We start from the raw sequence: 21,033 nt of genomic DNA, 5'->3' as shown, positions 1-21,033 counted from the left end.
GGCTTCACAGTGTCTGGCGGCGGTGGGCGTAGGTGGCGGCTCCGTGCTCGGCGCGGTTGACAGAGTGCGGTTCACGGGTGGGGATCCGTGAACCGCACTCTGCATTTCCGGCCACCACCCGCTTAAATGTCCGCCATTCAACAGGAATTAAGCGCTCGCACACCTCGGTCCGGTACGGCGAACATGTCCGGCGAAGGCTTACCGGGGCGACGGGAAGAGGCAACGCGAAAGGGGCAGCCACCCCCGCACAGGGTTGCTGCCCCTTCTTGGTGGACCGGAGCCGCCGCCGGATCGGTGTTGAGGGTCGGGGACCCGGCGGCGGCTCCGGGGCTCTATCGCGAGTCGCTGCCCTTGCCCCCGGCGGGGGCCACAGCGGCCGCGCGGCCCGCTTCGAGGCGGGCGACGGGGATGCGGAACGGCGAGCAGGACACGTAGTCCAGGCCGACCTCGTGGAAGAAGTGCACCGACTCGGGGTCGCCGCCGTGCTCACCGCAGACGCCGAGCTTCAGGTCGGGGCGGGTGGCGCGGCCGGCCTCCACCGCCGAGCGCACGAGCGAGCCGACGCCGTCCTTGTCGATGGTCTCGAACGGCGAGACCCCGAAGATGCCCTTCTCCAGGTACGCGGTGAAGAAGCTGGCCTCGACGTCGTCGCGGGAGAAGCCCCACACCGTCTGGGTGAGGTCGTTGGTCCCGAAGCTGAAGAACTGGGCGGCCTCGGCGATCTGACCGGCCGTCAGGGCGGCCCGAGGCAGCTCGATCATCGTGCCGATGGTGAGCTTGAGCTCGGTGCCGGTGGCGGCCTCGACCTCGGCGATCACCGCGTCGGCCTCCTCGCGGACGATCTCCAGCTCCTGGACGGTGCCGACCAGCGGGATCATGATCTCGGCGCGGGGGTCGCCCTTGGCGTTCTTGCGCTCGGCGGCCGCCTCCGCGATCGCCCGGACCTGCATGGCGAACAGCCCCGGGATGACCAGGCCGAGGCGCACGCCGCGCAGACCCAGCATCGGGTTCTGCTCGTGCAGCTTGTGCACGGCCTGGAGCAGGCGCAGGTCGTTCTCGTTCGCGTCCTTGCGGGACTCGGCGAGCGCGACACGGACCGACAACTCCGTGATGTCGGGCAGGAATTCGTGCAGCGGCGGGTCCAACAGGCGGACGGTGACCGGGAGTCCGTCCATCGCCTCGAAGAGCTCGACGAAGTCCTTCTTCTGGAGCGGCAGCAGGGCACGGAGTGCCTCTTCGCGCTCGGCGTCCGCGTCGGCGAGGATCAGGCGCTCGACCATCTCGCGCCGCTCGCCGAGGAACATGTGCTCGGTACGGCACAGGCCGATGCCCTGGGCGCCGAAGCGGCGGGCCCGCGAGGCGTCCTCGGCGTTGTCCGCGTTGGCGCGTACCCGCAGCCGGCGTACCCGGTCCGCGTACGCCATGATCCGGTGCACGGCGGCGACGAGCTCGTCGGCGTCGTCGGCGCCCGCGTGCATGCGGCCCTCGAAGTACTCGACGACCGGCGACGGCACGACCGGGACCTCGCCGCGGTAGACCTTGCCGGTGGAGCCGTCGATGGAGACGAGGTCGCCCTCCTCGATGACGACGCCGCCGGGCGCGGTCATCCGGCGCCGCTTGGTGTCGACCTCCAGGTCCTCGGCGCCGCAGACACAGGTCTTGCCCATACCGCGGGCGACGACGGCCGCGTGCGAGGTCTTGCCGCCGCGCGAGGTCAGGATGCCCTCGGCGGCGATCATGCCGTCGAGGTCGTCGGGGTTGGTCTCGCGGCGGATGAGGATGACCTTCTCGCCCGAGCGGGACCACTTGATCGCGGTGTAGGAGTCGAAGACGGCCTTGCCGACGGCCGCGCCCGGGGAGGCGGCGATGCCGCGCCCGAGCTGCTCCACCTTGGCCTGGTCGTCGAAGCGCGGGAACATCAGCTGAGCGAGCTGGGCGCCGGTGACGCGCTGGAGCGCCTCGGCCTCGTCGATGAGGCCCTGGTCCACGAGCTGCGTGGCGATCCGGAAGGCGGCACCGGCGGTGCGCTTGCCGACCCGGGTCTGGAGCATCCAGAGCTGGCCGCGCTCGATGGTGAACTCGATGTCGCAGAGATCCTTGTAGTGGGTCTCCAGGGTCTCCATGATCTGCATGAGCTGGTCGTACGACGCCTTGTCGATCGACTCGAGGTCGGCGAGCGGCACGGTGTTGCGGATGCCCGCGACGACGTCCTCGCCCTGCGCGTTCTGCAGGTAGTCGCCGTACACGCCCTGGTGGCCGGAGGCCGGGTCGCGGGTGAAGGCGACGCCGGTGCCCGAGTCGGGGCCGAGGTTGCCGAAGACCATGGAGCAGACGTTGACCGCGGTGCCCAGGTCGCCCGGGATGCGCTCCTGGCGGCGGTACAGCTTGGCGCGGTCGCCGTTCCAGGATTCGAAGACCGCCTTGATGGCGAGGTCCATCTGCTCGCGCGGGTCCTGCGGGAAGTCGCGTCCGGCCTCGGCCTTGACGATCTTCTTGAACTGCTTGACCAGCTTCTTCAGGTCGCTCGCGTCGAGGTCGGTGTCGACGGTGACCTTCTTGGCGGCCTTGGCGTCGTCGAGGGCCTCCTCGAAGAGCTCGCCGTCCACGCCGAGCACGGTCTTGCCGAACATCTGGATCAGGCGGCGGTAGGAGTCCCAGGCGAAGCGCTCGTCGCCCGCCTGGACGGCGAGCCCGGCCACCGACTCGTCGGAGAGCCCGATGTTGAGGACGGTGTCCATCATGCCGGGCATCGAGAACTTGGCGCCCGAGCGGACGGAGACGAGCAGCGGGTCGTCGGCCTGGCCGAGCTTCTTGCCCATCGTCTTCTGGAGGGCTTCGAGGTGCGCGCTCACCTCGTCCCGCAGCTCGGCGGGCTCGTCACCGCTGTCGAGGTAGACCTTGCACGCCTCGGTGGTGATGGTGAACCCGGGAGGGACCGGGAGACCGAGGTTGGTCATCTCGGCGAGGTTCGCGCCCTTCCCGCCGAGAAGGTCCTTGAGGTCCCTGTTCCCCTCGGTGAAGTCGTAGACGAACTTCTGGGTGTGCTGGAGGTCTTTGTCTTCCGACACGGGTCTCGACTCCTCGAATCCGCGGTGGCTGCCCTGACGGCGAGGAACATACCCAGATCGAAGGTGTCTGGGTACGTCCACTTGCGCGTCACGGGGGCGTAACCACTCGTCCGCCACCAGATCGAAAGTGACTGGCGCGTAACGATCCCCTCCGGCACTCCTTCAACACTTGAACGGAAACGGTCAAAAAATGGTCTATAACCGCTCTTCTGAGCGGACTCGACGCCAAGTGAGTTCACTACTCGAACGCTAAAGGGGTGGCACTCAGTGCCACCCCTTTCAGAGATGCAGCCGTTCGGAAAGCGCTCATCTGAGCGCAACCCCTATCAAGGGTGGCGAGAATCACGCGCTCGATCGAGCGGTAATCCACTCCTCGGACCGCCCCACGGACCCGTCCGGGCTGTCCCGGATCAGCCTCCGGAGGTGTCCAGCTCGGCTTCCATGGTGATGCCGGAGCAGTCGTACGGGTCCTTCAGCCAGCCGTCGGGCAGGACGACCCGGTTGTTTCCGGACGTTCTGCCCCGCGGGCCGTCGGCGCCGTCCGGCCACGGCTGGTCCAGGTCGAGCTCGCTCAACTGAGCGCCGAGCTCGTCCAGGGAGGAGGTGACGGCCAGGCTCTTGCGCATCTCCGAACCTACCGAGAACCCCTTCAGGTACCAGGCGACGTGCTTGCGGAAGTCGATCACTCCGCGCGTCTCGTCGCCGATCCACTCGCCGAGCAGCGTGGCGTGCCGCAGCATCACCTCGGAGACGGTGCGAAGGGTGGGGCGCGCGAAGGAGTCCGTCCCCTCGAAGGCGGCCACCAGGTCGCCGAACAGCCAGGGCCGCCCCAGGCAGCCGCGCCCGACCACGACGCCGTCGCAGCCGGTCTCCTTGACCATGCGCAGGGCGTCCTCCGCCGACCAGATGTCGCCGTTGCCGAGCACCGGGATCTCCGGGACGTGCTCCTTGAGGCGGGCGATGGCGTCCCAGTCGGCGGTGCCGCCGTAGTGCTGGGCGGCGGTCCTGCCGTGCAGGGCGATCGCGGTGACGCCCTCCTCGACCGCGATGCGGCCCGCGTCCAGGAACGTGATGTGGTCGTCGTCGATGCCCTTGCGCATCTTCATGGTGACCGGCAGGTCACCGGCGTTGGAGACGGCCTCGTGCAGGATCGCGCGCAGCAGCGGCCGCTTGTAGGGCAGGGCCGAGCCGCCGCCCTTGCGCGTCACCTTGGGCACCGGGCAGCCGAAGTTGAGGTCGATGTGATCGGCCAGGTCCTCGTCCACGATCATGCGGACGGCCTTGCCGACCGTGACCGGGTCCACTCCGTACAGCTGGATCGAGCGCGGGGTCTCGGTCTCGTCGAAGTGGATGAGCTGCATGGTCTTCTCGTTGCGCTCGACCAGGGCCCGCGTCGTGATCATCTCGCTGACGAACAAACCCTTGCCGCCGGAGAACTCGCGGCACAGGGTGCGGAACGGAGCGTTGGTGATGCCGGCCATGGGTGCGAGCACCACGGGCGGCTGCACGGTGTGCGGGCCGATGGAGAGCGTGGTCATCTGTTCATTGTCGCGCATGCCGGCGGTGCCCCTCCGGGGGCTGTGGACAAACCGCGTCCGCGGTGCCGGTGGCGCGGATACGGGGTCCCTGCGCCCTGGTCGCGCCCGGTGCCGGTGGCGCGCATACCGGGACCGCCGGTACCCGGGTCGCGTCCACCCCGAGTCATTAGTTAGGCGTACTATCGAAGCCATGTCCGAGCCGACCCACCGCCGACGGATGCTCATCCTGGCGATCTGCTGCATGAGCCTGCTGATCGTCAGCCTCGACAACACCGTCCTCAACGTCGCCCTGCCCTCCCTGCAGAAGGAGTTCCACGCCGGTGTCTCCGGCCTGCAGTGGACCATCGACGCCTACACCCTCGTCCTCGCCTCGCTCCTGATGCTGTCGGGCTCGACCGCCGACCGCGTGGGCCGCCGCAAGGTCTTCAAGGTGGGCCTCGTCCTGTTCACCGTCGGCTCCGTGCTCTGCTCGCTCGCCCCCAACCTGGAGTCCCTGGTGGCCTTCCGGATGGTGCAGGCGGTCGGCGGCTCGATGCTCAACCCCGTCGCGATGTCGATCATCACCAACACCTTCACGGACCCGCGCGAACGCGCCCGCGCCATCGGCGTCTGGGGCGGGGTCGTCGGCATCTCGATGGCCGCGGGCCCGATCATCGGCGGCGTCCTGGTGGAATCGGTCGGCTGGCGCTCGATCTTCTGGCTCAACCTGCCCGTAGGCCTGCTCGCCCTCTTCCTGACCTGGCGTTACGTCCCCGAGTCCCGCGCCCCCAAGCCCCGCCGCCCCGACCCGGTCGGCCAGCTCCTGGTCATCGCGCTGCTCGGCTCCCTGACGTACGCGATCATCGAGGTGCCCAGCGCCGGATGGGACTCGCCGCAGATCCTGGCCTTCGTCGCGATCGCCGTCGCCGCGCTCGCGGCCCTCCTGGTGTACGAGCCCCGGCGCGCGGAGCCCCTCATCGACCTGCGCTTCTTCCGCAGCGCCCCGTTCAGCGGTGCCACCGTCATCGCGGTCTCGGCCTTCGCCGCGCTCAGCGGGTTCCTCTTCCTCAACACGCTGTTCCTTCAGAACGCCCGCGGTCTGAGCGCGCTGAACGCCGGGCTCCACATGCTGCCCATGGCGGCCCTCACCTTCGTCTGCGCCCCCCTGTCGGGACGCCTCGTCGGCAGCCGGGGGCCGCGCCTCTCGCTGTTGATCGCCGGGATCGCGATGGCCGCGAGCGGGCTGCTCTTCGCGGTCTTCGATGCCGAGCGGACCACGGCGCTGCTGTTCACCGGGTACGTCCTGTTCGGCCTCGGCTTCGGCATGGTGAACGCGCCCATCACCAACACCGCGGTCTCCGGCATGCCCCGCTCCCAGGCGGGCGTGGCCGCGGCGGTCGCCTCCACCAGCCGCCAGATCGGACAGACCCTGGGCGTCGCCGTGATCGGCGCGGTCCTGGCGGGCGGCATGGCAGGGGTCACGTCGGGCACCTACGCCGACCACTTCCCCGGGGCCGCCCGGCCCGCCTGGTGGATCATCACGGGGTGCGGTCTGAGCGTGCTGTGCGTGGGGCTCGCCACCAGCGGGCGCTGGGCCGGCGAGTCGGCGCGGCGGACCGCGGAACGCCTGGAGGCGCCCGCCGTTCAGGCCCCGGCGGACGCCAACGCCTGATCGGCCTCGGCCAGCTCCTGGAGTCGTTCGAGGCGCCCGCGGGTCTCGTCGTCGGTCGGCACGTACATCACCACGCGCGGCCCCGCCGAGGGGCCGAGCCACAGGTTGGTGTGCTCGACGGACAACAGGCCCACGTGGGCGTTGCGCAGATGCTTCGTCTTGCCGCCCTGGTTGACCACCTCGTGCCGGGCCCACACCTCGCGGAACTCGGCCGACGCCCCGTCCAGCCGGGCGAGCAGCGCCTTCCAGGCCGGTTCGGCGAGGTGCTCGGCCATCGAGGCGCGGAACTTGGCGGCCATCACCCGGTTCACCTCCGCGACGTCGACGACGGAGGCCCGCCAGTCGGGGTTGGTGAAGGCCAGCCACAGGCAGTTGCGGTCCTCGGGCGGCAGCGCGTCGAGATCGCAGAGCAGCCGGCCATAGGTGGTGTTGTACGCGAGGATGTCGTACCGGCTGTTCTGGATGCAGGCCGGAATCGGCCCCAGCTGGTCGATCATCGCGCGCAGCGCCGGGGTGACGTTCGGGCACGCCCAGTGGGGAGCCGGATCGAGGGCGCCGGCCAGCGAGAAGAGGTGGCTGCGCTCGCTGGAGTCGAGCAGCAGCGCTCGCGCCAGCGCGTCCAGGACCTGCGGGGACACCTGGATGTCGCGGGCCTGCTCCAGCCACGTGTACCAGGTGACCCCGACGGCGGAGAGCTGCGCGACCTCCTCGCGGCGCAGCCCCGGGGTGCGCCGGCGCCGCCCTGGAGGCAGCCCCACCTGCTCGGGGGTGATGCGCTCGCGGCGGCTGCGCAGGAAATCGGCCAACTCGTGACGGCGGACGTCGCTCGCGGGGGCCACAGTGCTCATGGCTTCAGGGTGCCGCACCCGCGGGGGCTTGTCAGCCGGTTTCCAGGTAGTGCTTGTACCAGGATAAGGAGACTCTGGTACCAGGCTCAGGAGAGGAGGATCGTCTTCCCCGTGAGTGAAACAACGGTACGGACGACCTCCAACCCCTCCACCTACTCCCCCACTGTCCCGGTCACCGAACACGGGGCGGTGATCGGGCCGCTCGGGCTGTTCACGGTACTGCTGGGCGCGGCCCTGCCGCTGATCGACTTCTTCATCGTCAACGTCGCCCTGCCGTCCATGGACAGCGACCTCGCCGCGGGTCCGGCCCTGCTGGAGCTCGTGGTCGCCGGATACGGCGTCGCCTACGCCGTCCTGCTGGTGCTCGGCGGGCGCCTCGGCGACATGGCGGGCCGGCGCAGGCTCTTCCTGATCGGCATGGCGGCCTTCGGCCTCACCTCCCTCGCCTGCGGCCTCGCGCCCAGCGCGTGGACCCTGGTCGGCGCGCGGGTGGCACAGGGTGCCGCCGCCGCGCTGATGATGCCGCAGGTCCTGGCCACCATTCAGGCCACCACCCGGGGCCCGCGCCGCGCCAAGGCGATGAGCCTGTACGGAGCCACCGCGGGCCTGTCCATGGTGGCCGGGCAGATCCTCGGCGGCGTCCTGGTCGCGGCCGACATCGCCGGGACCGGCTGGCGCTCGGTGTTCCTGGTGAACGTGCCGGTCGCCGTCGTCGGCATCCTCCTGACCGCCCGCTCGGTGCCGGAGACCCGCTCGGACCGGCCGACCACGATCGACGTGGCGGGCACCCTGCTCCTGGCGCTCTCCCTGATCTCGCTGCTGCTGCCGCTGACCGAGGGGCGAGCGGCGGGCTGGCCGCTGTGGACCTGGGTCTCGCTCGGCGTCTTCCCGTTCGCGGCCACCGCGTTCTTCCTGGTGGAGCGGCGCGCGGACCGGCTCGGCCGGACCCCGCTCGTGCCGCCGAGCCTGCTGGAGATGGATTCTCTGCGGCGCGGTCTGGTGATGGTGGTGCCGTTCTCGATCGGCTTCAGCGGCTTCATGTTCGTGGTCGCCGTGGTCCTCCAACAGGGTCTGCGGATGGGACCGGTCGCGGCCGGACTCGCCCTCGTCCCGATGGCGCTCGCCTTCTTCGCCGCCTCCCTCGCCGGTCCCCGGCTCATCGGCCGCTTCGGCACCCGCGTGGTCACCGCGGGCGGCGTGATCCAGACCGTGGGCATCGCACTGGTCGTGCTGACCGTGTGGCGCGGCTGGTCGGGCCTCAGCGTCGCCGAACTCGCCCCGGGTGTAGCCGTCGCCGGACTCGGCCAGGGGCTCCAACTCCCGGTCCTCATCCGGCTGATGCTCTCCGACATACCGTCCGACCGGGCCGGTGTGGGCAGCGGCGTGGTGGTCACCACCCAGCAGTCCGCGCTCGCCCTGGGCGTCGCCACCCTGGGCACCCTCTTCCTGGCGCTGGCCCCCTCGATGGGCATGCGCGACGCGCTGGTCGTCACGCTCCTCGCGCAGCTCGGCCTGATCGTCCTGACGACGCTGCTGAGCCTGCGGCTGCCGCGCCTCATGCGGTGAGCCGGTGAGCCGCGACGGCGAAGGGCCCGGAACGTATGCCACGTTCCGGGCCCTTCGCCGTGGGGCCCGACCTGACGCCGGGAGGGGGTGGGTGGGGGAGGTGGCCTGACGGATGACGGATGACAGGTGACGGCTGACGGCTATCCACGGAGGGCTGACGGCTAACGACTAACCGCTGGCCCTGCCCCCAACCCCCACCCCACCCCGCCCCTGCCCTCCTGACGAATGACGAATGACAGATATTGAAATCTGTCATCTGTCATGTCATGGTGGACACACACCCCACCACCAAGGAGCCCCCTCATGCGAACCCGCACCCTCGGAACGACCGGCCCCCGGACCTCCGCGCTCGGCCTCGGCTGCATGGGCATGTCCGCGCTGTACGGAGAGGCCGACCGCGACGAGTCCATCGCCACCATCCATGCCGCGCTCGACGCCGGCGTCACCCTGCTGGACACCGGCGACTTCTACGCCATGGGCCACAACGAGATGCTGATCGGCGAGGCGCTGCGTTCCGCCCCCGCATCGGCTCGCGAAAAGGCGCTGACCAGCGTGAAGTTCGGCGCGCTGCGCGACCCGGACGGCGGCTGGTCGGGGTACGACGGACGGCCCGCCGCGGTCCGGAACTTCGCCGCATACTCGTTGCAGCGCCTGGGCGTCGACCACATCGACATCTACCGGATCGCCCGGGTCGACCCGGACGTGCCGATCGAGGAGACCGTCGGCGCCATCGCCGAGCTGGTCGAGGCCGGACACGTACGGCACATCGGCCTGTCCGAGGTCGGCGCGGCCACCCTGCGGCGGGCCGCCGCCGTGGCTCCCATCTCGGACCTCCAGATCGAGTACTCGCTGATCTCGCGCGGCATCGAGGCCGAGATCCTGCCGACGGCGAGCGAACTGGGCATCGGCATCACCGCGTACGGGGTGCTCTCGCGCGGCCTGATCAGCGGGCACTTCTCGCGTGACCGGCAGCTGGCCGCGGGCGACTTCCGCGGCATGAGCCCGCGCTTCCAGGGCGAGAACCTCCAGCACAACCTCGACCTCGTCGACGCGCTGCGGAAGATCGCCGAGCAGAAGGGCGTCTCGGTCGCGCAGACCGCCATCGCCTGGGTGCTCGCGCAGGGGCCCCGGTACGACGCGGACATCGTGCCGCTGGTCGGTGCGCGCCGCCGGGACCGGCTGACCGAGGCGCTCGGCGCCCTGGACGTGGACCTCACCGCGGCCGACCTGGCCGCGATCGAGGCCGCCGTCCCCGCGGGCGCGGCGGCGGGCGACCGGTACCCGCAGGCCCAGATGGCCCACCTGGACAGTGAGCACTGAGCGTTCGTCGCCGAGTCCGGGACCCGGCGCCGCATCCGCCCGGGCCTGTGGACAACCCCGTGACCGGCGTTGTCCACAGGCCCGGCGGGCCCTTTCGAGCGGCAGGTAACGTCATGGCCATGAGCACGGAACCCCTGACCGCCGAGCGCATCCTCGTCGCGACCGAGGAGGTGCTGCGCCGCCACGGCCCGGCGAAGGCCACGGTCGTCGATGTCGCGCGCCAGCTCGGCGTGAGCCACGGCAGTGTCTATCGCCACTTCCGTACGAAGGCCGCGTTGCGGGAGGCGGTCACCGAGCGGTGGCTGAACCGCTCGACGGATCTGTTGCGGGACATCGCGGCCCGCCAGGACCTGGAGTCGGGCGTCGTGCTGCGGCTCTGGCTGAGCGAGCTGTTCCAGGCGAAGCTGCACAAGGCGGGCGACGACCCGGAGCTGTTCCGGACGTACGAGGTGCTGCTCCGGGAGAACAGCAGGGTCGTGGAGGAGCACATAGCGGAGCTGGTCGGCCAGCTCACGGTGATCATCCGGTTCGGCGTGGCCCGGGGCGAGTTCACGATTCCGTACGAGTCACCGGCCGTCTCGGCACGGGCGGTGTTCGACGCGACGGGCCGCTTCCACGATCCGGTGTACGCGGCGGAGTGGTCCCGCCCGTCCATCGGGGACGACTTCGGCGCGGTGGTCGACCTCCTGCTCCAGGGGCTGAAGCGGTAGGGCGGCCCGGTGCCGCCGCCTCGGTCGGCCCGGCGGTGTGCGGCCATCCTCCTGCTGCCGGGCCGAGCGGCTCCGGGGCGGAGCTCCTCCCGGGCCGAGCGGCTCCGGGCCCGGGCGCTCCCGGGCTCGGCGGTTCCGGCCGCTCATGCGCGACGGGGCCGAGGCTGCCCAACGCGCGGCATGAGTGGGCGGGGCGCGGCTTCAGAACTGCGGATAGCCGACGGTGACCGTGCCGGAGCCGGTGGAGGCGTCGATGACCCGGTCCGATCCCGGGTCGATCAGCTCCTGCTGGATGTTCCGGGCGCCCGATCCCGACCCGCCCAACACCTGGTAGCGGGTGCCGTTCGGCACGGTCAGGGAGACGGTGCCCGATCCCGCCTTGGCCTTCACCTGCCGCGGCGCGGCGAGGAACTCGGCGTTGACGGTGCCGGATCCGGCCTCCAAGTCGGCCTCGGAGCAGGCCAGTTGGTCCGCCGTGAGCTCGCCGGAGCCCACCTTGGCCCGGACCGTGCCCTTGAGCCCGCGCAGCTTCACGCCGCCGGAGCCGCCGGAGAGGTCGACCGGGCCCGCCACGTCGCGGACCTTGACCTCGCCGGAGCCGCTCTTCACCTTCAGGCGGACGTCGGCGGGGACGGCCAGGTTGAGGTCGATCTGGCAGTTCTGGACGTACTCGTCGACGAATCCGTTGCAGCTGGTGCGCACCTTGAGGGTGTCGCCGTCCCAGGTCTCCTTGACCTTGGGCCGCTTCACCGACCAGGTGAGCTTCCCGTTGATCGTGACCTTCCCGGCGGGCCCGGTCCCTACGGTGAGCCGCGCGGCGCCGGAGTCCACCTCGACGGCCGCGACCGCGTGGGGGCGGCCGTTGAGAGGGCTCTCGTACGGGGCCGACTTGCTGATGGAGTCGGCCACGAACGAGAGGGTGAACGGGGCCACGACGCCCAGGGCGCCGATGATCGCCACGATGATCCACGCGGTGCGGTGGCGGGGGCGCCCCTCCGCCCCGCCGTGGGGCGCCGCGCCCTTGGGCGCCTCGCGCTGCTCGGTGGCGGTCATGCCGGGCCGCCGTCCAGGAAGCGCAGGACCGCGAGGACCCGGCGGTGGTCGCCGTCGGCGACCGGCAGGTCGAGCTTGGCGAAGATGTTGTTGATGTGTTTGGCCACCGCGCTCTCGCTCACGACGAGTTCGGCGGCGATGCCCGCGTTGGAGCGGCCCTCCGCCATGAGCTTGAGGACGTCGCGTTCGCGCGGGGTGAGCCGCTCCAGCGGGTCGGGCCCGCCGCCGCGGCGCAGGAGCAGCTGGGCGACGACCTGCGGGTCGAGCGCGGTGCCGCCCGCCGCGACCCGCTTGAGTGCGTCAATGAACTCCTCCACGTCGGCGACCCGCTGCTTGAGCAGATAGCCGATGCCGCCGGTCTGGGTGGCCAGCAGGTCGGCCGCGTACCGCTCCTCGACGAACTGCGACAGCAGCAACACGGATGTCTCCGGCCACTGTTGACGGATCATCAGGGCGGCGCGCACCCCCTCGTCGGTGAAGCCGGGCGGCATCCGGACGTCGACGAGTGCCAGCTTCGGCTGGTGTTCCTCGACGGCCCGGAGCAGGCCCTCGGCGTCCCCGGCCTCGGCGGCGACCTCGAATCCGGCCATTTCCAGGACCTTGACGAGGCCTATCCGCAGCAGCACCGAATCCTCGGCGATCACAGCCCGCACGGCAACTCCACAGTGATGACGGTCGGGCCCCCGTGGGGGCTGTTGATCCTGATGCTTCCGTCGACCGACCCTACGCGCTTGCGCAGGCCGAGCAGTCCGGTGCCGCCCGCGGGGTCGGCGCCGCCCACGCCGTTGTCGCCGACGGTGATCGTCAGGAGCTGGGCGCGGCGGCGGACCTCGACGGAACAGCGTGTCGCGCGGGCGTGCTTGGCGACGTTGGCGAGGGTTTCGGAGACGACGAAGTAGGCGACGGCCTCGACCGTGGGCGAGGGGCGTTCGGGCAGGTCCACGATGAGTTCGACGGGGAAGGGGGCGCGGGCCGCGATGCCGGATATCGCGGCGTCGAGGCCGCGGTCCTCCAGTACGGCCGGGTGCAGGCCCCGTACGAGATTGCTGAGTTCCTCGATGGCTTCCTTGGCCTCGCGGTGCGCCTCGTCGATGACGGCCCGGGCTTCGGGCGGCAGGTCGGTGAGGGTGGCGCGGGCGATGCCGAGGTTCATGGCGAGCGAGACGAGGCGCTGCTGGGCGCCGTCGTGCAGGTCCCGCTCGATGCGGCGGCGCTCCAGGTCGGCGGCGTCGAGGATGCCGGCCCGGCTCTCGGCGAGGTCCTCGACGCGGCGTTCCAGTTCCCTGGCGCGGTTGGGGCCGAGCAGGACGGTGGCCGCGGCGCCGTCGAGCCGGGCGACGAGGGCCGCGAACCAGGGGGTGGCGAGGAGCAGCACGACGCCGAGGACGGTGAAGACGACGTAGTCCCCGGTCCAGCCGGTGGGCCGGTCGTCGACGGGCAGCGCCCACACCCAGGAGAAGACGAGGGCGCAGGCGACGCCGGTGGCCCAGCCGAGCACGACCAGGGCCCCGCCGAGCGCGACGAGCGGGGAGACGAGCAGGTGGTAACCGAACTGCCGCCAGGTCGATTCGGCGCCGAGGCGCAGAGTGAGCCCGCGCGGCCGGTACCACGGCTGGGCCCAGTGGATCCTCGGGATGTCGAGCCCGGCCAGCGACCAGAAGCGGCTGCGCTGGAGCAGGGTGAGCAGCGGGGCGAGCAGGAGCACGAAGGCGAGGGTCTTGAAGAGGTGCCCGGGGTTGGAGAACGTGTACGCGAGGGCGAGCACCGCGGGTACCGCCACGGGTACGGCGGCCGTCACGAGGGCGGTGTTGCGCCAGGCCCACGCCGACCACGGTGCGTGCGCGGCGGTCCAGACGTATGCGCGCCGCAGCGGGCCGGGAGTTGCCATGTGCACAGCGTAGTTGGGCTGGTCGGAGCGCTGCCATCACGCTGCTGCCCGCCCGGGGGTATAGCCAGCACCACCCCCGGTTCGGACAGCCGCGTTACTGACCGGAGTCCCTCGGAACGGGAGTCTTGTTGCTGTGCTCGGGCGGAGGGACCGCCGGGCCGGAAGGAGCCCGCCGCCATGACTCTCGTCGCCCCGCAGATCCGTACGAGCCGCGCGTCCCGTACCGTCGTGGGCGCTTCGGGCATGCTGCGCCGCCGGCCGCGTCTCGCGACGGTCCTGACCGGGGCCGGGGTGGCACTGGTGCCGTGGATGGTGGTGCTCGCCAGGACACTGCCGCAGACCACGGAGGTCTCCAACTGGTCGACGGCGTGGATCGGTCTGGACGCGCTGCTCGCGGTGGGTCTGACCGGCACGGGCGTCCTGCTGAAGAGGAAGGACCCGCGCGCCTCGCAGATCGCCGCGGCGACGGCGGCGCTCCTGGTGATGGACGCCTGGTTCGACGTGACGACGGCGGCCCCCGGCGACCTCCCCACCGCCCTGACCCTGGCCCTGGCGGCGGAGCTCCCGATGGCGGTGGCCTGCGCGGTGGTCGCCCTGCGCAAGCCGTAACTCCCGTACGCGGCAAGGGAGAAGCCCCGGATTCCTGGCCGAGGAGTCCGGGGCTTCGCGGTGCTGACAACGGGGCGCGGGGCCGCGCCATGGGCGCGGCTTCACCGCCTGGGCGCGCCCCGTCCCGCACGGTCCGCGGGCGAACGCGGGGGCCGGGGGCGGTGCCCCCGGAGGTGCACCCGGTTCAGCAGCCCAGCAGCCTGCTGCCGAGGTACTGCTGGATCTGGTCCAGGGACACCCGCTCCTGGGCCATCGTGTCGCGCTCGCGCACGGTCACCGCGTTGTCGTCGAGGGTGTCGAAGTCGACGGTCACGCAGAACGGCGTGCCGATCTCGTCCTGGCGGCGGTAGCGGCGGCCGATCGCGCCCGCGTCGTCGAACTCGATGTTCCAGTTCTGCCGCAGGTCCGCCGCCAGGCCCTTGGCCTTCGGCGAGAGCTGCGCGTTGCGGGACAGCGGCAGGACGGCGACCTTGACCGGCGCAAGGCGCGGGTCGAGGCGCATCACGGCGCGCTTCTCCATGACGCCCTTGGCGTTGGGCGCCTCGTCCTCGCTGTACGCGTCGAGCAGGAACGCCAGCATGGCCCGGCCGACACCGGCCGCGGGCTCGATGACGTACGGCGTCCAGCGCTCGCCGGCCTCCTGGTCGAAGTAGACCAGGTCGTGGCCGGAGGCCTTGGAGTGCGCGGTGAGGTCGTAGTCGGTGCGGTTGGCCACACCTTCCAGCTCGCCCCACTCGCTGCCGCCGAAGCTGAAGCGGTACTCGATGTCCGCGGTGCGCTTGGAGTAGTGCGAGAGCTTCTCGGCGGGGTGCTCGTACCAGCGCATGTTCTCTTCACGCAGGCCGAGGCCCGTGTACCAGTTCCAGCGCTGCTCCATCCAGTATTCCTGCCACTGCTCGTCCTCGCCGGGCTTGACGAAGAACTCCATCTCCATCTGCTCGAACTCGCGGGTGCGGAAGATGAAGTTGCCCGGCGTGATCTCGTTGCGGAAGGACTTGCCCATCTGCGCGATGCCGAACGGCGGCTTCTTGCGGGAAGTCTGCTGGACCTGGCCGAAGTTGGTGAAGATGCCCTGCGCGGTCTCGGGGCGCAGGTAGGCGACCGAGCCGGAGTCCTGGGTCGGGCCGAGGTGGGTGGAGAGCAGGCCCGAGAAGTTCTTGGGCTCGGTGAAGGTGCCCTTGTTGCCGCAGTTGGGGCAGTTGAGGTCGGCGAGGCCGTTCTCGGGGGCCTTGCCGTGCTTCTCCTCGTAGGCCTCTTCGAGGTGGTCCGCGCGGAAGCGCTTGTGGCAGGAGGTGCACTCGGTGAGCGGGTCGGTGAAGGTCGCGACGTGACCGGAGGCCTCCCAGACCTCGGAGGCCAGGATCACCGACGAGTCGATGCCGACGACGTCCTCGCGCGAGGTGACCATGTAGCGCCACCACTGGCGCTTCAGGTTCTCCTTCAGCTCGACACCCAGCGGCCCGTAGTCCCAGGCGGCCTTCTGGCCTCCGTAGATCTCGCTGCACGGGTAGACGAAGCCACGGCGCTTGCTCAGGTTGACGATGGTGTCGATCTTGTCGGCGGCCACGGTGCTCTCTTCATTAACGACGACGACGAACGGGGGAACGGCGAATGCCTCAGATTAGCGGCGGCCGCACCCCCTGTATCAAATCGGTTCTCGTCCACCGCTCCTCACACGGGGCGGTCCGCACAGATTATTGACAACCGTTTCCATCCTTGTTGAAAATGGATGTCATGAACGTACGACGCCTCATACCCCCGGCCGCCCTCTCCTGCGCCGCCCTCCTCGGTCTCACGGCCCTCACCGCCTGCGGAGCGGGCGCGGCGGCCGACGGGAAGAAGGACGGCAAGCTGGACGTGGTGGCGTCGTTCTACCCCTTGCAGTTCCTGACCGAGCAGATAGGCGGGGACCACGTCTCGGTCTCCAACCTGACGAAGCCGGGCGTGGAGCCGCACGACCTGGAGATCAGCGCGAAGCAGACCGCGAAGCTCAACGACGCCGGCGCGGTCGTCTACCTCAAGGGCCTTCAGCCCGCCGTCGACGCGGCCGTCAAGCAGGCCGACGTCAAGACCAAGGTCGACGCCTCGACGCTCACCACGATGGAGAAGCACGGCAACGAGGTGGGCGGCCACGCCGCCGAGCACGACCACGCCGCGGGCGAGGAGGACCACGCCGACCACGGCCACAGCCACGCGGAGACCGGCGACGACCCGCACATCTGGCTGGACCCGGTGAAGTACGCCGAGGTCGCCAAGGGCGTCGGCGCCGCCCTGGCGAAGGCCGACCCGGCCCACGCGGCGGACTACCGGAAGAACACCGACGCCCTGGTCAAGAAGCTCGGCGACCTCGACCAGGAGTACGCGGCGGCCCTGAAGAACAACAAGGCCCTCAAGTCGAAGGTCTTCATCACGACCCACGCGGCCTTCGGCTACCTCGCCGAGCGCTACGGGCTGACCGAGGAGGCCATCAACGGCCTCGACCCCGACTCCGAGCCGAGCCCGGCCCGGATCAAGGACCTCCAGAAGATGGCGAAGGCCGACGGCGTCACCACCGTCTTCTACGAGACGCTGGTCAGCGACAAGACCGCCAAGACCCTGGCGTCGGACGCCTCCCTCAAGACTGATGTACTCGACCCCCTTGAGGGCATCACCGACAAGTCCAAGGGCACCGACTACTTCTCGGTGATGCGGTCCAACCTCACCGCCCTCACGACCGCGCTCGGCGCCAAGTGACCATCCGTCCACCCGCTGGGGAGGCACCTGCCATGGAGCCCGTCATATCGCTCACCAAGGTGACGGCCGAGCTCGGCTCGCGCCCCGTGCTGCGCGGCATCGATCTCGCCGTGCACCGCGGCGAGGTCGTCGCGCTGCTCGGCGCGAACGGTTCGGGCAAGTCCACCGCGATCCGGACGATCATCGGGCAGGTGCCGCTCAGCGGCGGCTCGGTGGAGATCTTCGGAACGCCCCGGCGCCGCTTCCGCGCATGGGGCCGCGTCGGCTACGTACCGCAGCGCACGACCGCCGCGGGCGGGGTGCCCGCGACGATCCGCGAGGTCGTCTCCTCGGGGCGGCTCTCGCGGACGCGCTTCGGGATCCTGCGCAAGGCCGACCGCGAGGCCGTCGACCGGGCGATCGCGGCGGTCGGCCTCGCCGACCGGGCCAAGGACTCCGTGGACGCCCTCTCCGGCGGCCAGCACCAGCGCGTGCTGATCGCGCGGGCCCTGGCAGCCGACCCGGAACTCCTGATCATGGACGAGCCCATGGCGGGCGTCGACATCGAGAGCCAGGAGATCCTCGCCGCGACCCTGCGCGAGCAGGTCGCGGCCGGCGCCTCGGTCCTGCTCGTCCTGCACGAACTCGGCCCCCTGGAGCCGCTGATCGACCGGGCGGTGGTGCTGCGCGACGGATGCGTCGTGCACGACGGCCCGCCGCCGAGGGCGGTCGGACAGCACGCCCTGCCCGGCCACGACCACGTACATCCGCACACGGCCGCCGAGCCGGTACGCACGGGACTGCTGAGCTGATCATGATGGAACTCCTGAACTCCCCCTTCATGCAACGGGCGTTGATCGCCGCCGTCCTCGTCGGGATCACCGCGCCCGCCGTCGGGATCTACCTCGTCCAGCGCCGCCAGGCGCTGATGGGCGACGGCATCGGGCACGTGGCGATGACCGGCGTCGGCCTCGGTTTCCTGCTGTCCACCTCGCCGGTCTGGATGGCCACGCTCGTCTCCGTCCTCGGCGCGGTCACGATGGAGCTGATCCGCTGGTACGGCAAGACGCGCGGCGACATCGCGCTCGCGATGCTCTTCTACGGCGGCATGGCGGGCGGTGTGCTCTTCATCAACCTCGCGCCGGGCGGCTCCACGGCCAACCTCAACTCCTATCTCTTCGGCTCCCTTTCGACGGTCTCCCCGTCCGACGTCTGGGCGATCGGCCTCCTGGCCGCCTTCGTCCTGCTGGTCACCATCGGCCTGCGGCGCCAGCTGTTCGCGGTCAGCCAGGACGAGGAGTTCGCACGGGTGACGGGTCTGCCGGTGCGCGCCCTGAACCTCCTGACGGCGGTCACGGCCGCGGTCACCGTGACCGTGGCCATGCGCGTGGTCGGCCTGCTCCTGGTCTCCGCCCTGATGGTGGTGCCGGTCGCGGCCGCCCAGCAGCTGTCCCGCAGCTTCGCCCTGACCTTCGCGATCGCGGTGGCGATCGGCGTGACGGTGACCCTCAGCGGAACCGTCGTCACGTACTACGAGGACGTCCCGCCCGGCGCCGTCATCGTCCTCTTCACGATCGCGATCTTCATCGTCCTGACGGCGCTCGCGACCCCGCTCGCCAGGCGGCGGGCCCGGGCCGCGGCGGCCGCGCCGGCCGAGGGCGAGTGCGGACTCGACGTGCCCGCCCCCGCAAAGGCCCCGGCCGGCGAGGTCACGGCCTGAGCGGGAGCTGGCACAATGGCCCAAGGAGAGTTTGTACGGGTCAAGGCATGGAGGCACCTGTGACGACAGCGCCACTCGGCGGGTCGAATACCGCCCCCGTACGAGGCCGGTCGACCCGGCAGCGTGCCGCGGTGGCGGCGGCGCTGGACGAGGTGGACGAGTTCCGCAGTGCGCAGGAATTGCACGACATGCTCAAGCACCGGGGCGACTCGGTGGGCCTGACCACCGTCTACCGCACGCTCCAGTCCCTCGCGGACGCGGGCGAGGTGGACGTGCTGCGCACCAGCGACGGGGAGTCGGTGTACCGGCGCTGCTCGTCGGGCGACCACCACCATCACCTGGTGTGCCGGGTGTGCGGCAAGGCGGTCGAGGTCGAGGGGCCGGCGGTCGAGAAGTGGGCCGAGTCGATCGCGTCCCAGCACGGCTATGTGAACGTGGCGCACACGGTGGAGATCTTCGGCACCTGCGAGTCCTGCGCCGCCTCACCGGCGTCCTAGCACCCGGCGCGGGCCCCTCTCCCGGGGCCCGCCCCCACCCCCTGAGGCCCGGCGCCGCGCGCACGGGCCTCTTCTCCTTGGCGGCGCCTCACGCGCGAGGGAGGTCCCCCGACTTGTCCAGGGCGGCCAGCGCCTCGTTCGGGATGGCGCCCCCGAAGCGGCGGTCGCGGGAGGCGAACTCCAGGCAGGCCCGCCACAGGTCACGCCGGTCGAAGTCGGGCCACAGCACGTCCTGGAAGACCATCTCGGCGTAACTGGACTGCCAGATCAGGTAGTTGGACGTGCGCTGCTCGCCGCTGGGCCGCAGGAAGAGATCGACGTCAGGCATGTCCGGGTAGTACAGGTACTTCGCGAAGGTCTTCTCGTTCACCTTCGACGGGTCGAGCTTCCCGGCGGCGACGTCGCGCGCGATGGCCTGCGCGGCGTCGGCGACCTCGGCGCGGCCGCCGTAGTTGACGCAGAAGTACAGCGTCATGGCGTCGTTGTCGACGGTCTGCTCCTGGGCGACCTGGAGCTCCTGGACGACGGACTTCCACATCTTGGGCATGCGGCCCACCCAGCGGATGCGGATGCCCAGCTCGTTCATCTCGTCGCGGCGGCGCCGGATGACGTCGCGGTTGAAGTTCATGAGGAAGCGGACCTCTTCGGGCGAGCGCTTCCAGTTCTCCGTCGAGAAGGCGTACAGGGAGAGGTTCTTGACGCCCATCTCCAGACAGCCCTTGAGCACGTCGAGGACGACGCCCTCGCCGACCTTGTGGCCCTCGGTGCGGGGCAGGCCGCGCTCCTTGGCCCAGCGGCCGTTGCCGTCCATGACGCAGGCGACGTGGTTGGGCACCAGCTCCGCCGGGATCTTCGGCGGCACCGCGCCCGAGGGGTGCGGTTCGGGGGTCTTGTAGTCACGCCGCGACCGCCCGCCCAGGATTCCGCGTACTGCCATGTGGAGCTCTCTCCCTAGATGCTCAGTTCTTCTCTACGTACCGCAGGGAGCGCAGGCCGCGCTCCAAGTGCCAGTGCAGATAGGCCGATACGAGCCCGCTGCCCTCCCGCACATGCCTCGGCTCACTGGCGTCCGCCGTCGCCCAGTCCCCCGTGAGCAGCGCGCTGAGCAGACCGATGGCCTCCGCAGAGGGTACGACGCTGCCGGGCACGCGGCAGTCACCGCATATGACGCCGCCGCCCGCCACGGAGAAGAACCGGTTGGGGCCGTGGATGCCGCATTTCGCGCAATCCTCGAAACTCGGGGCATAGCCGTTGACGGCCAGCGAGCGCAGCAGGAACGCGTCGAGGATGAGGTGCGGGGCGTGCTCACCGCGGGCGAGCGTGCGCAGCCCGCCCACCAGGAGCAGGTACTGCTGCACGGCCGGCTCGCCCTCATGGTCGGTGAACCGTTCCGCCGTCTCCAGCATGGCGGTGCCCGCGGTGTACCGGGCGTAGTCCGTGACGATCCCGCCACCGTACGGAGCGATGGTCTCACTCTGCGTGCACAACGGGAGCCCGCGGCCGACGAGTTCGCTGCCCCGCGCGAAGAACTGCACGTCGACGTGCGAAAACGGTTCGAGCCGCGCCCCGAACTTGGACTTGGTCCGCCGCACCCCCCGAGCCACCGCCCGCACCCGCCCGTGGTTGCGCGTGAGCAGCGTGATGATGCGGTCGGCCTCCCCGAGCTTCTGGGTGCGCAGCACGACGCCGTCATCACGGAACAGACTCATGCACCCCATTGTCCTGCACGCCCCACCCCACCCGCCCCGAACCCCGGCGCGCGCCCGGAGGTCCCCCGGCGACGTGGCAGGGATCACGCCGGGGTGTCTCGGCCCGGGGGGCCCGGTGTTGCGAGGGCGGGGTGGGGGGCGGGT

The 21,033-nt window shown here is 70.7% G+C and carries 18 protein-coding genes; 9 read left to right on the top strand and 9 right to left on the bottom strand.

Features of this window, described 5'->3' with window-relative positions:
* Nucleotides 1–332: 332 nt before the first annotated feature.
* Together ppdK and dusB are read right to left on the bottom strand one after the other, a co-directional pair.
* On the bottom strand, nt 333–3,068 hold the full coding sequence (ppdK, locus tag AC07F3_RS07555; RefSeq protein ID WP_479111411.1) for a pyruvate, phosphate dikinase: 2,736 nt from the start codon (nt 3,066–3,068) through the stop codon (nt 333–335).
* Nucleotides 3,069–3,478: 410 nt separating this feature from the next.
* On the bottom strand, nt 3,479–4,624 hold the full coding sequence (dusB, locus tag AC07F3_RS07550; RefSeq protein WP_479111409.1) for a tRNA dihydrouridine synthase DusB: 1,146 nt from the start codon (nt 4,622–4,624) through the stop codon (nt 3,479–3,481).
* 172 nt (nt 4,625–4,796) lie between these two features.
* Here dusB and AC07F3_RS07545 point away from each other — a divergent pair, with 172 nt between their 5' ends.
* Nucleotides 4,797–6,257 carry an MFS transporter gene (locus AC07F3_RS07545; protein WP_479111407.1) on the top strand — a complete coding sequence of 487 codons (1,461 nt, stop codon included), beginning with the start codon at nt 4,797–4,799 and terminating at the stop codon, nt 6,255–6,257.
* Here AC07F3_RS07545 and AC07F3_RS07540 read toward each other — a convergent pair.
* Entirely contained in the window at nt 6,230–7,105 is an 876-nt protein-coding gene (locus AC07F3_RS07540; protein WP_479111405.1) for an MmyB family transcriptional regulator, read from the bottom strand. The genes AC07F3_RS07545 and AC07F3_RS07540 overlap by 28 nt on opposite strands.
* A 111-nt stretch (nt 7,106–7,216) precedes the next feature.
* On the opposite strand from AC07F3_RS07540, the gene AC07F3_RS07535 reads away from it, so the two are divergent.
* From AC07F3_RS07535 to AC07F3_RS07525, 3 genes are all read left to right on the top strand, one after another.
* Complete coding sequence (locus AC07F3_RS07535; protein WP_479111403.1) at nt 7,217–8,671, top strand: MFS transporter; 1,455 nt, start codon at nt 7,217–7,219, stop codon at nt 8,669–8,671.
* Nucleotides 8,672–8,974: 303 nt separating this feature from the next.
* Nucleotides 8,975–9,991, top strand: a complete 1,017-nt coding sequence (locus AC07F3_RS07530; RefSeq protein WP_479111401.1) for an aldo/keto reductase — start codon at nt 8,975–8,977, stop codon at nt 9,989–9,991.
* A 113-nt stretch (nt 9,992–10,104) separates the two neighbouring features.
* Nucleotides 10,105–10,701, top strand: a complete 597-nt coding sequence (locus tag AC07F3_RS07525; protein ID WP_469834123.1) for a TetR/AcrR family transcriptional regulator — start codon at nt 10,105–10,107, stop codon at nt 10,699–10,701.
* Nucleotides 10,702–10,902: 201 nt separating this feature from the next.
* Here AC07F3_RS07525 and AC07F3_RS07520 read toward each other — a convergent pair whose 3' ends face one another.
* From AC07F3_RS07520 to AC07F3_RS07510, 3 genes are read right to left on the bottom strand one after another with little or no spacing between them, the layout of a single operon-like run.
* Nucleotides 10,903–11,754 carry a DUF4097 family beta strand repeat-containing protein gene (locus AC07F3_RS07520; protein ID WP_479111399.1) on the bottom strand — a complete coding sequence of 284 codons (852 nt, stop codon included), beginning with the start codon at nt 11,752–11,754 and terminating at the stop codon, nt 10,903–10,905.
* Entirely contained in the window at nt 11,751–12,407 is a 657-nt protein-coding gene (locus AC07F3_RS07515) for a response regulator (RefSeq protein ID WP_479111397.1), read from the bottom strand. Before AC07F3_RS07515 ends, AC07F3_RS07520 begins: the two co-directional genes overlap by 4 nt.
* On the bottom strand, nt 12,395–13,642 hold the full coding sequence (locus AC07F3_RS07510; RefSeq protein WP_479111395.1) for a sensor histidine kinase: 1,248 nt from the start codon (nt 13,640–13,642) through the stop codon (nt 12,395–12,397). The genes AC07F3_RS07515 and AC07F3_RS07510 overlap by 13 nt, the downstream gene beginning before the upstream one ends.
* 177 nt (nt 13,643–13,819) lie before the next feature.
* On the opposite strand from AC07F3_RS07510, the gene AC07F3_RS07505 reads away from it, so the two are divergent.
* On the top strand, nt 13,820–14,251 hold the full coding sequence (locus tag AC07F3_RS07505) for a hypothetical protein (protein WP_479111393.1): 432 nt from the start codon (nt 13,820–13,822) through the stop codon (nt 14,249–14,251).
* Between the two features lie 184 nt (nt 14,252–14,435).
* On the opposite strand, the gene AC07F3_RS07500 is transcribed toward AC07F3_RS07505, so the two are convergent.
* Nucleotides 14,436–15,818: a glycine--tRNA ligase gene (locus AC07F3_RS07500; protein WP_114035402.1), complete on the bottom strand. Its 1,383-nt coding sequence runs from the start codon at nt 15,816–15,818 to the stop codon at nt 14,436–14,438.
* Between the two features lie 167 nt (nt 15,819–15,985).
* On the opposite strand from AC07F3_RS07500, the gene AC07F3_RS07495 reads away from it, so the two are divergent.
* The 4 genes from AC07F3_RS07495 to AC07F3_RS07480 are packed head-to-tail and all read left to right on the top strand — an operon-like array spanning nt 15,986 to nt 19,180.
* Complete coding sequence (locus AC07F3_RS07495; protein WP_479111391.1) at nt 15,986–16,984, top strand: metal ABC transporter substrate-binding protein; 999 nt, start codon at nt 15,986–15,988, stop codon at nt 16,982–16,984.
* A 32-nt stretch (nt 16,985–17,016) separates the two neighbouring features.
* Nucleotides 17,017–17,775 carry a metal ABC transporter ATP-binding protein gene (locus tag AC07F3_RS07490; RefSeq protein ID WP_479111389.1) on the top strand — a complete coding sequence of 253 codons (759 nt, stop codon included), beginning with the start codon at nt 17,017–17,019 and terminating at the stop codon, nt 17,773–17,775.
* A gap of 5 nt (nt 17,776–17,780) precedes the next feature.
* Complete coding sequence (locus tag AC07F3_RS07485; protein WP_479111923.1) at nt 17,781–18,683, top strand: metal ABC transporter permease; 903 nt, start codon at nt 17,781–17,783, stop codon at nt 18,681–18,683.
* Between the two features lie 59 nt (nt 18,684–18,742).
* A complete protein-coding gene (locus AC07F3_RS07480) occupies nt 18,743–19,180 on the top strand; it encodes a Fur family transcriptional regulator (RefSeq protein ID WP_114035399.1) in 438 nt (145 codons plus the stop codon).
* An 88-nt stretch (nt 19,181–19,268) separates the two neighbouring features.
* Here AC07F3_RS07480 and AC07F3_RS07475 read toward each other — a convergent pair whose 3' ends face one another.
* Both AC07F3_RS07475 and recO read right to left on the bottom strand, forming a co-directional pair.
* The gene (locus AC07F3_RS07475; protein WP_114035398.1) at nt 19,269–20,117 is read right to left on the bottom strand and encodes an isoprenyl transferase; all 849 of its coding nucleotides are present in this window, start codon (nt 20,115–20,117) and stop codon (nt 19,269–19,271) included.
* A gap of 22 nt (nt 20,118–20,139) precedes the next feature.
* Entirely contained in the window at nt 20,140–20,889 is a 750-nt protein-coding gene (gene recO / locus AC07F3_RS07470; RefSeq protein WP_479111387.1) for a DNA repair protein RecO, read from the bottom strand.
* Nucleotides 20,890–21,033: the final 144 nt, after the last annotated feature.

The organism is Streptomyces sp. NPDC045846, assembly GCF_056431605.1.
Note: the sequence above shows the minus strand (reverse complement) of the source record. Positions and strands in the feature narration are given on the sequence as shown.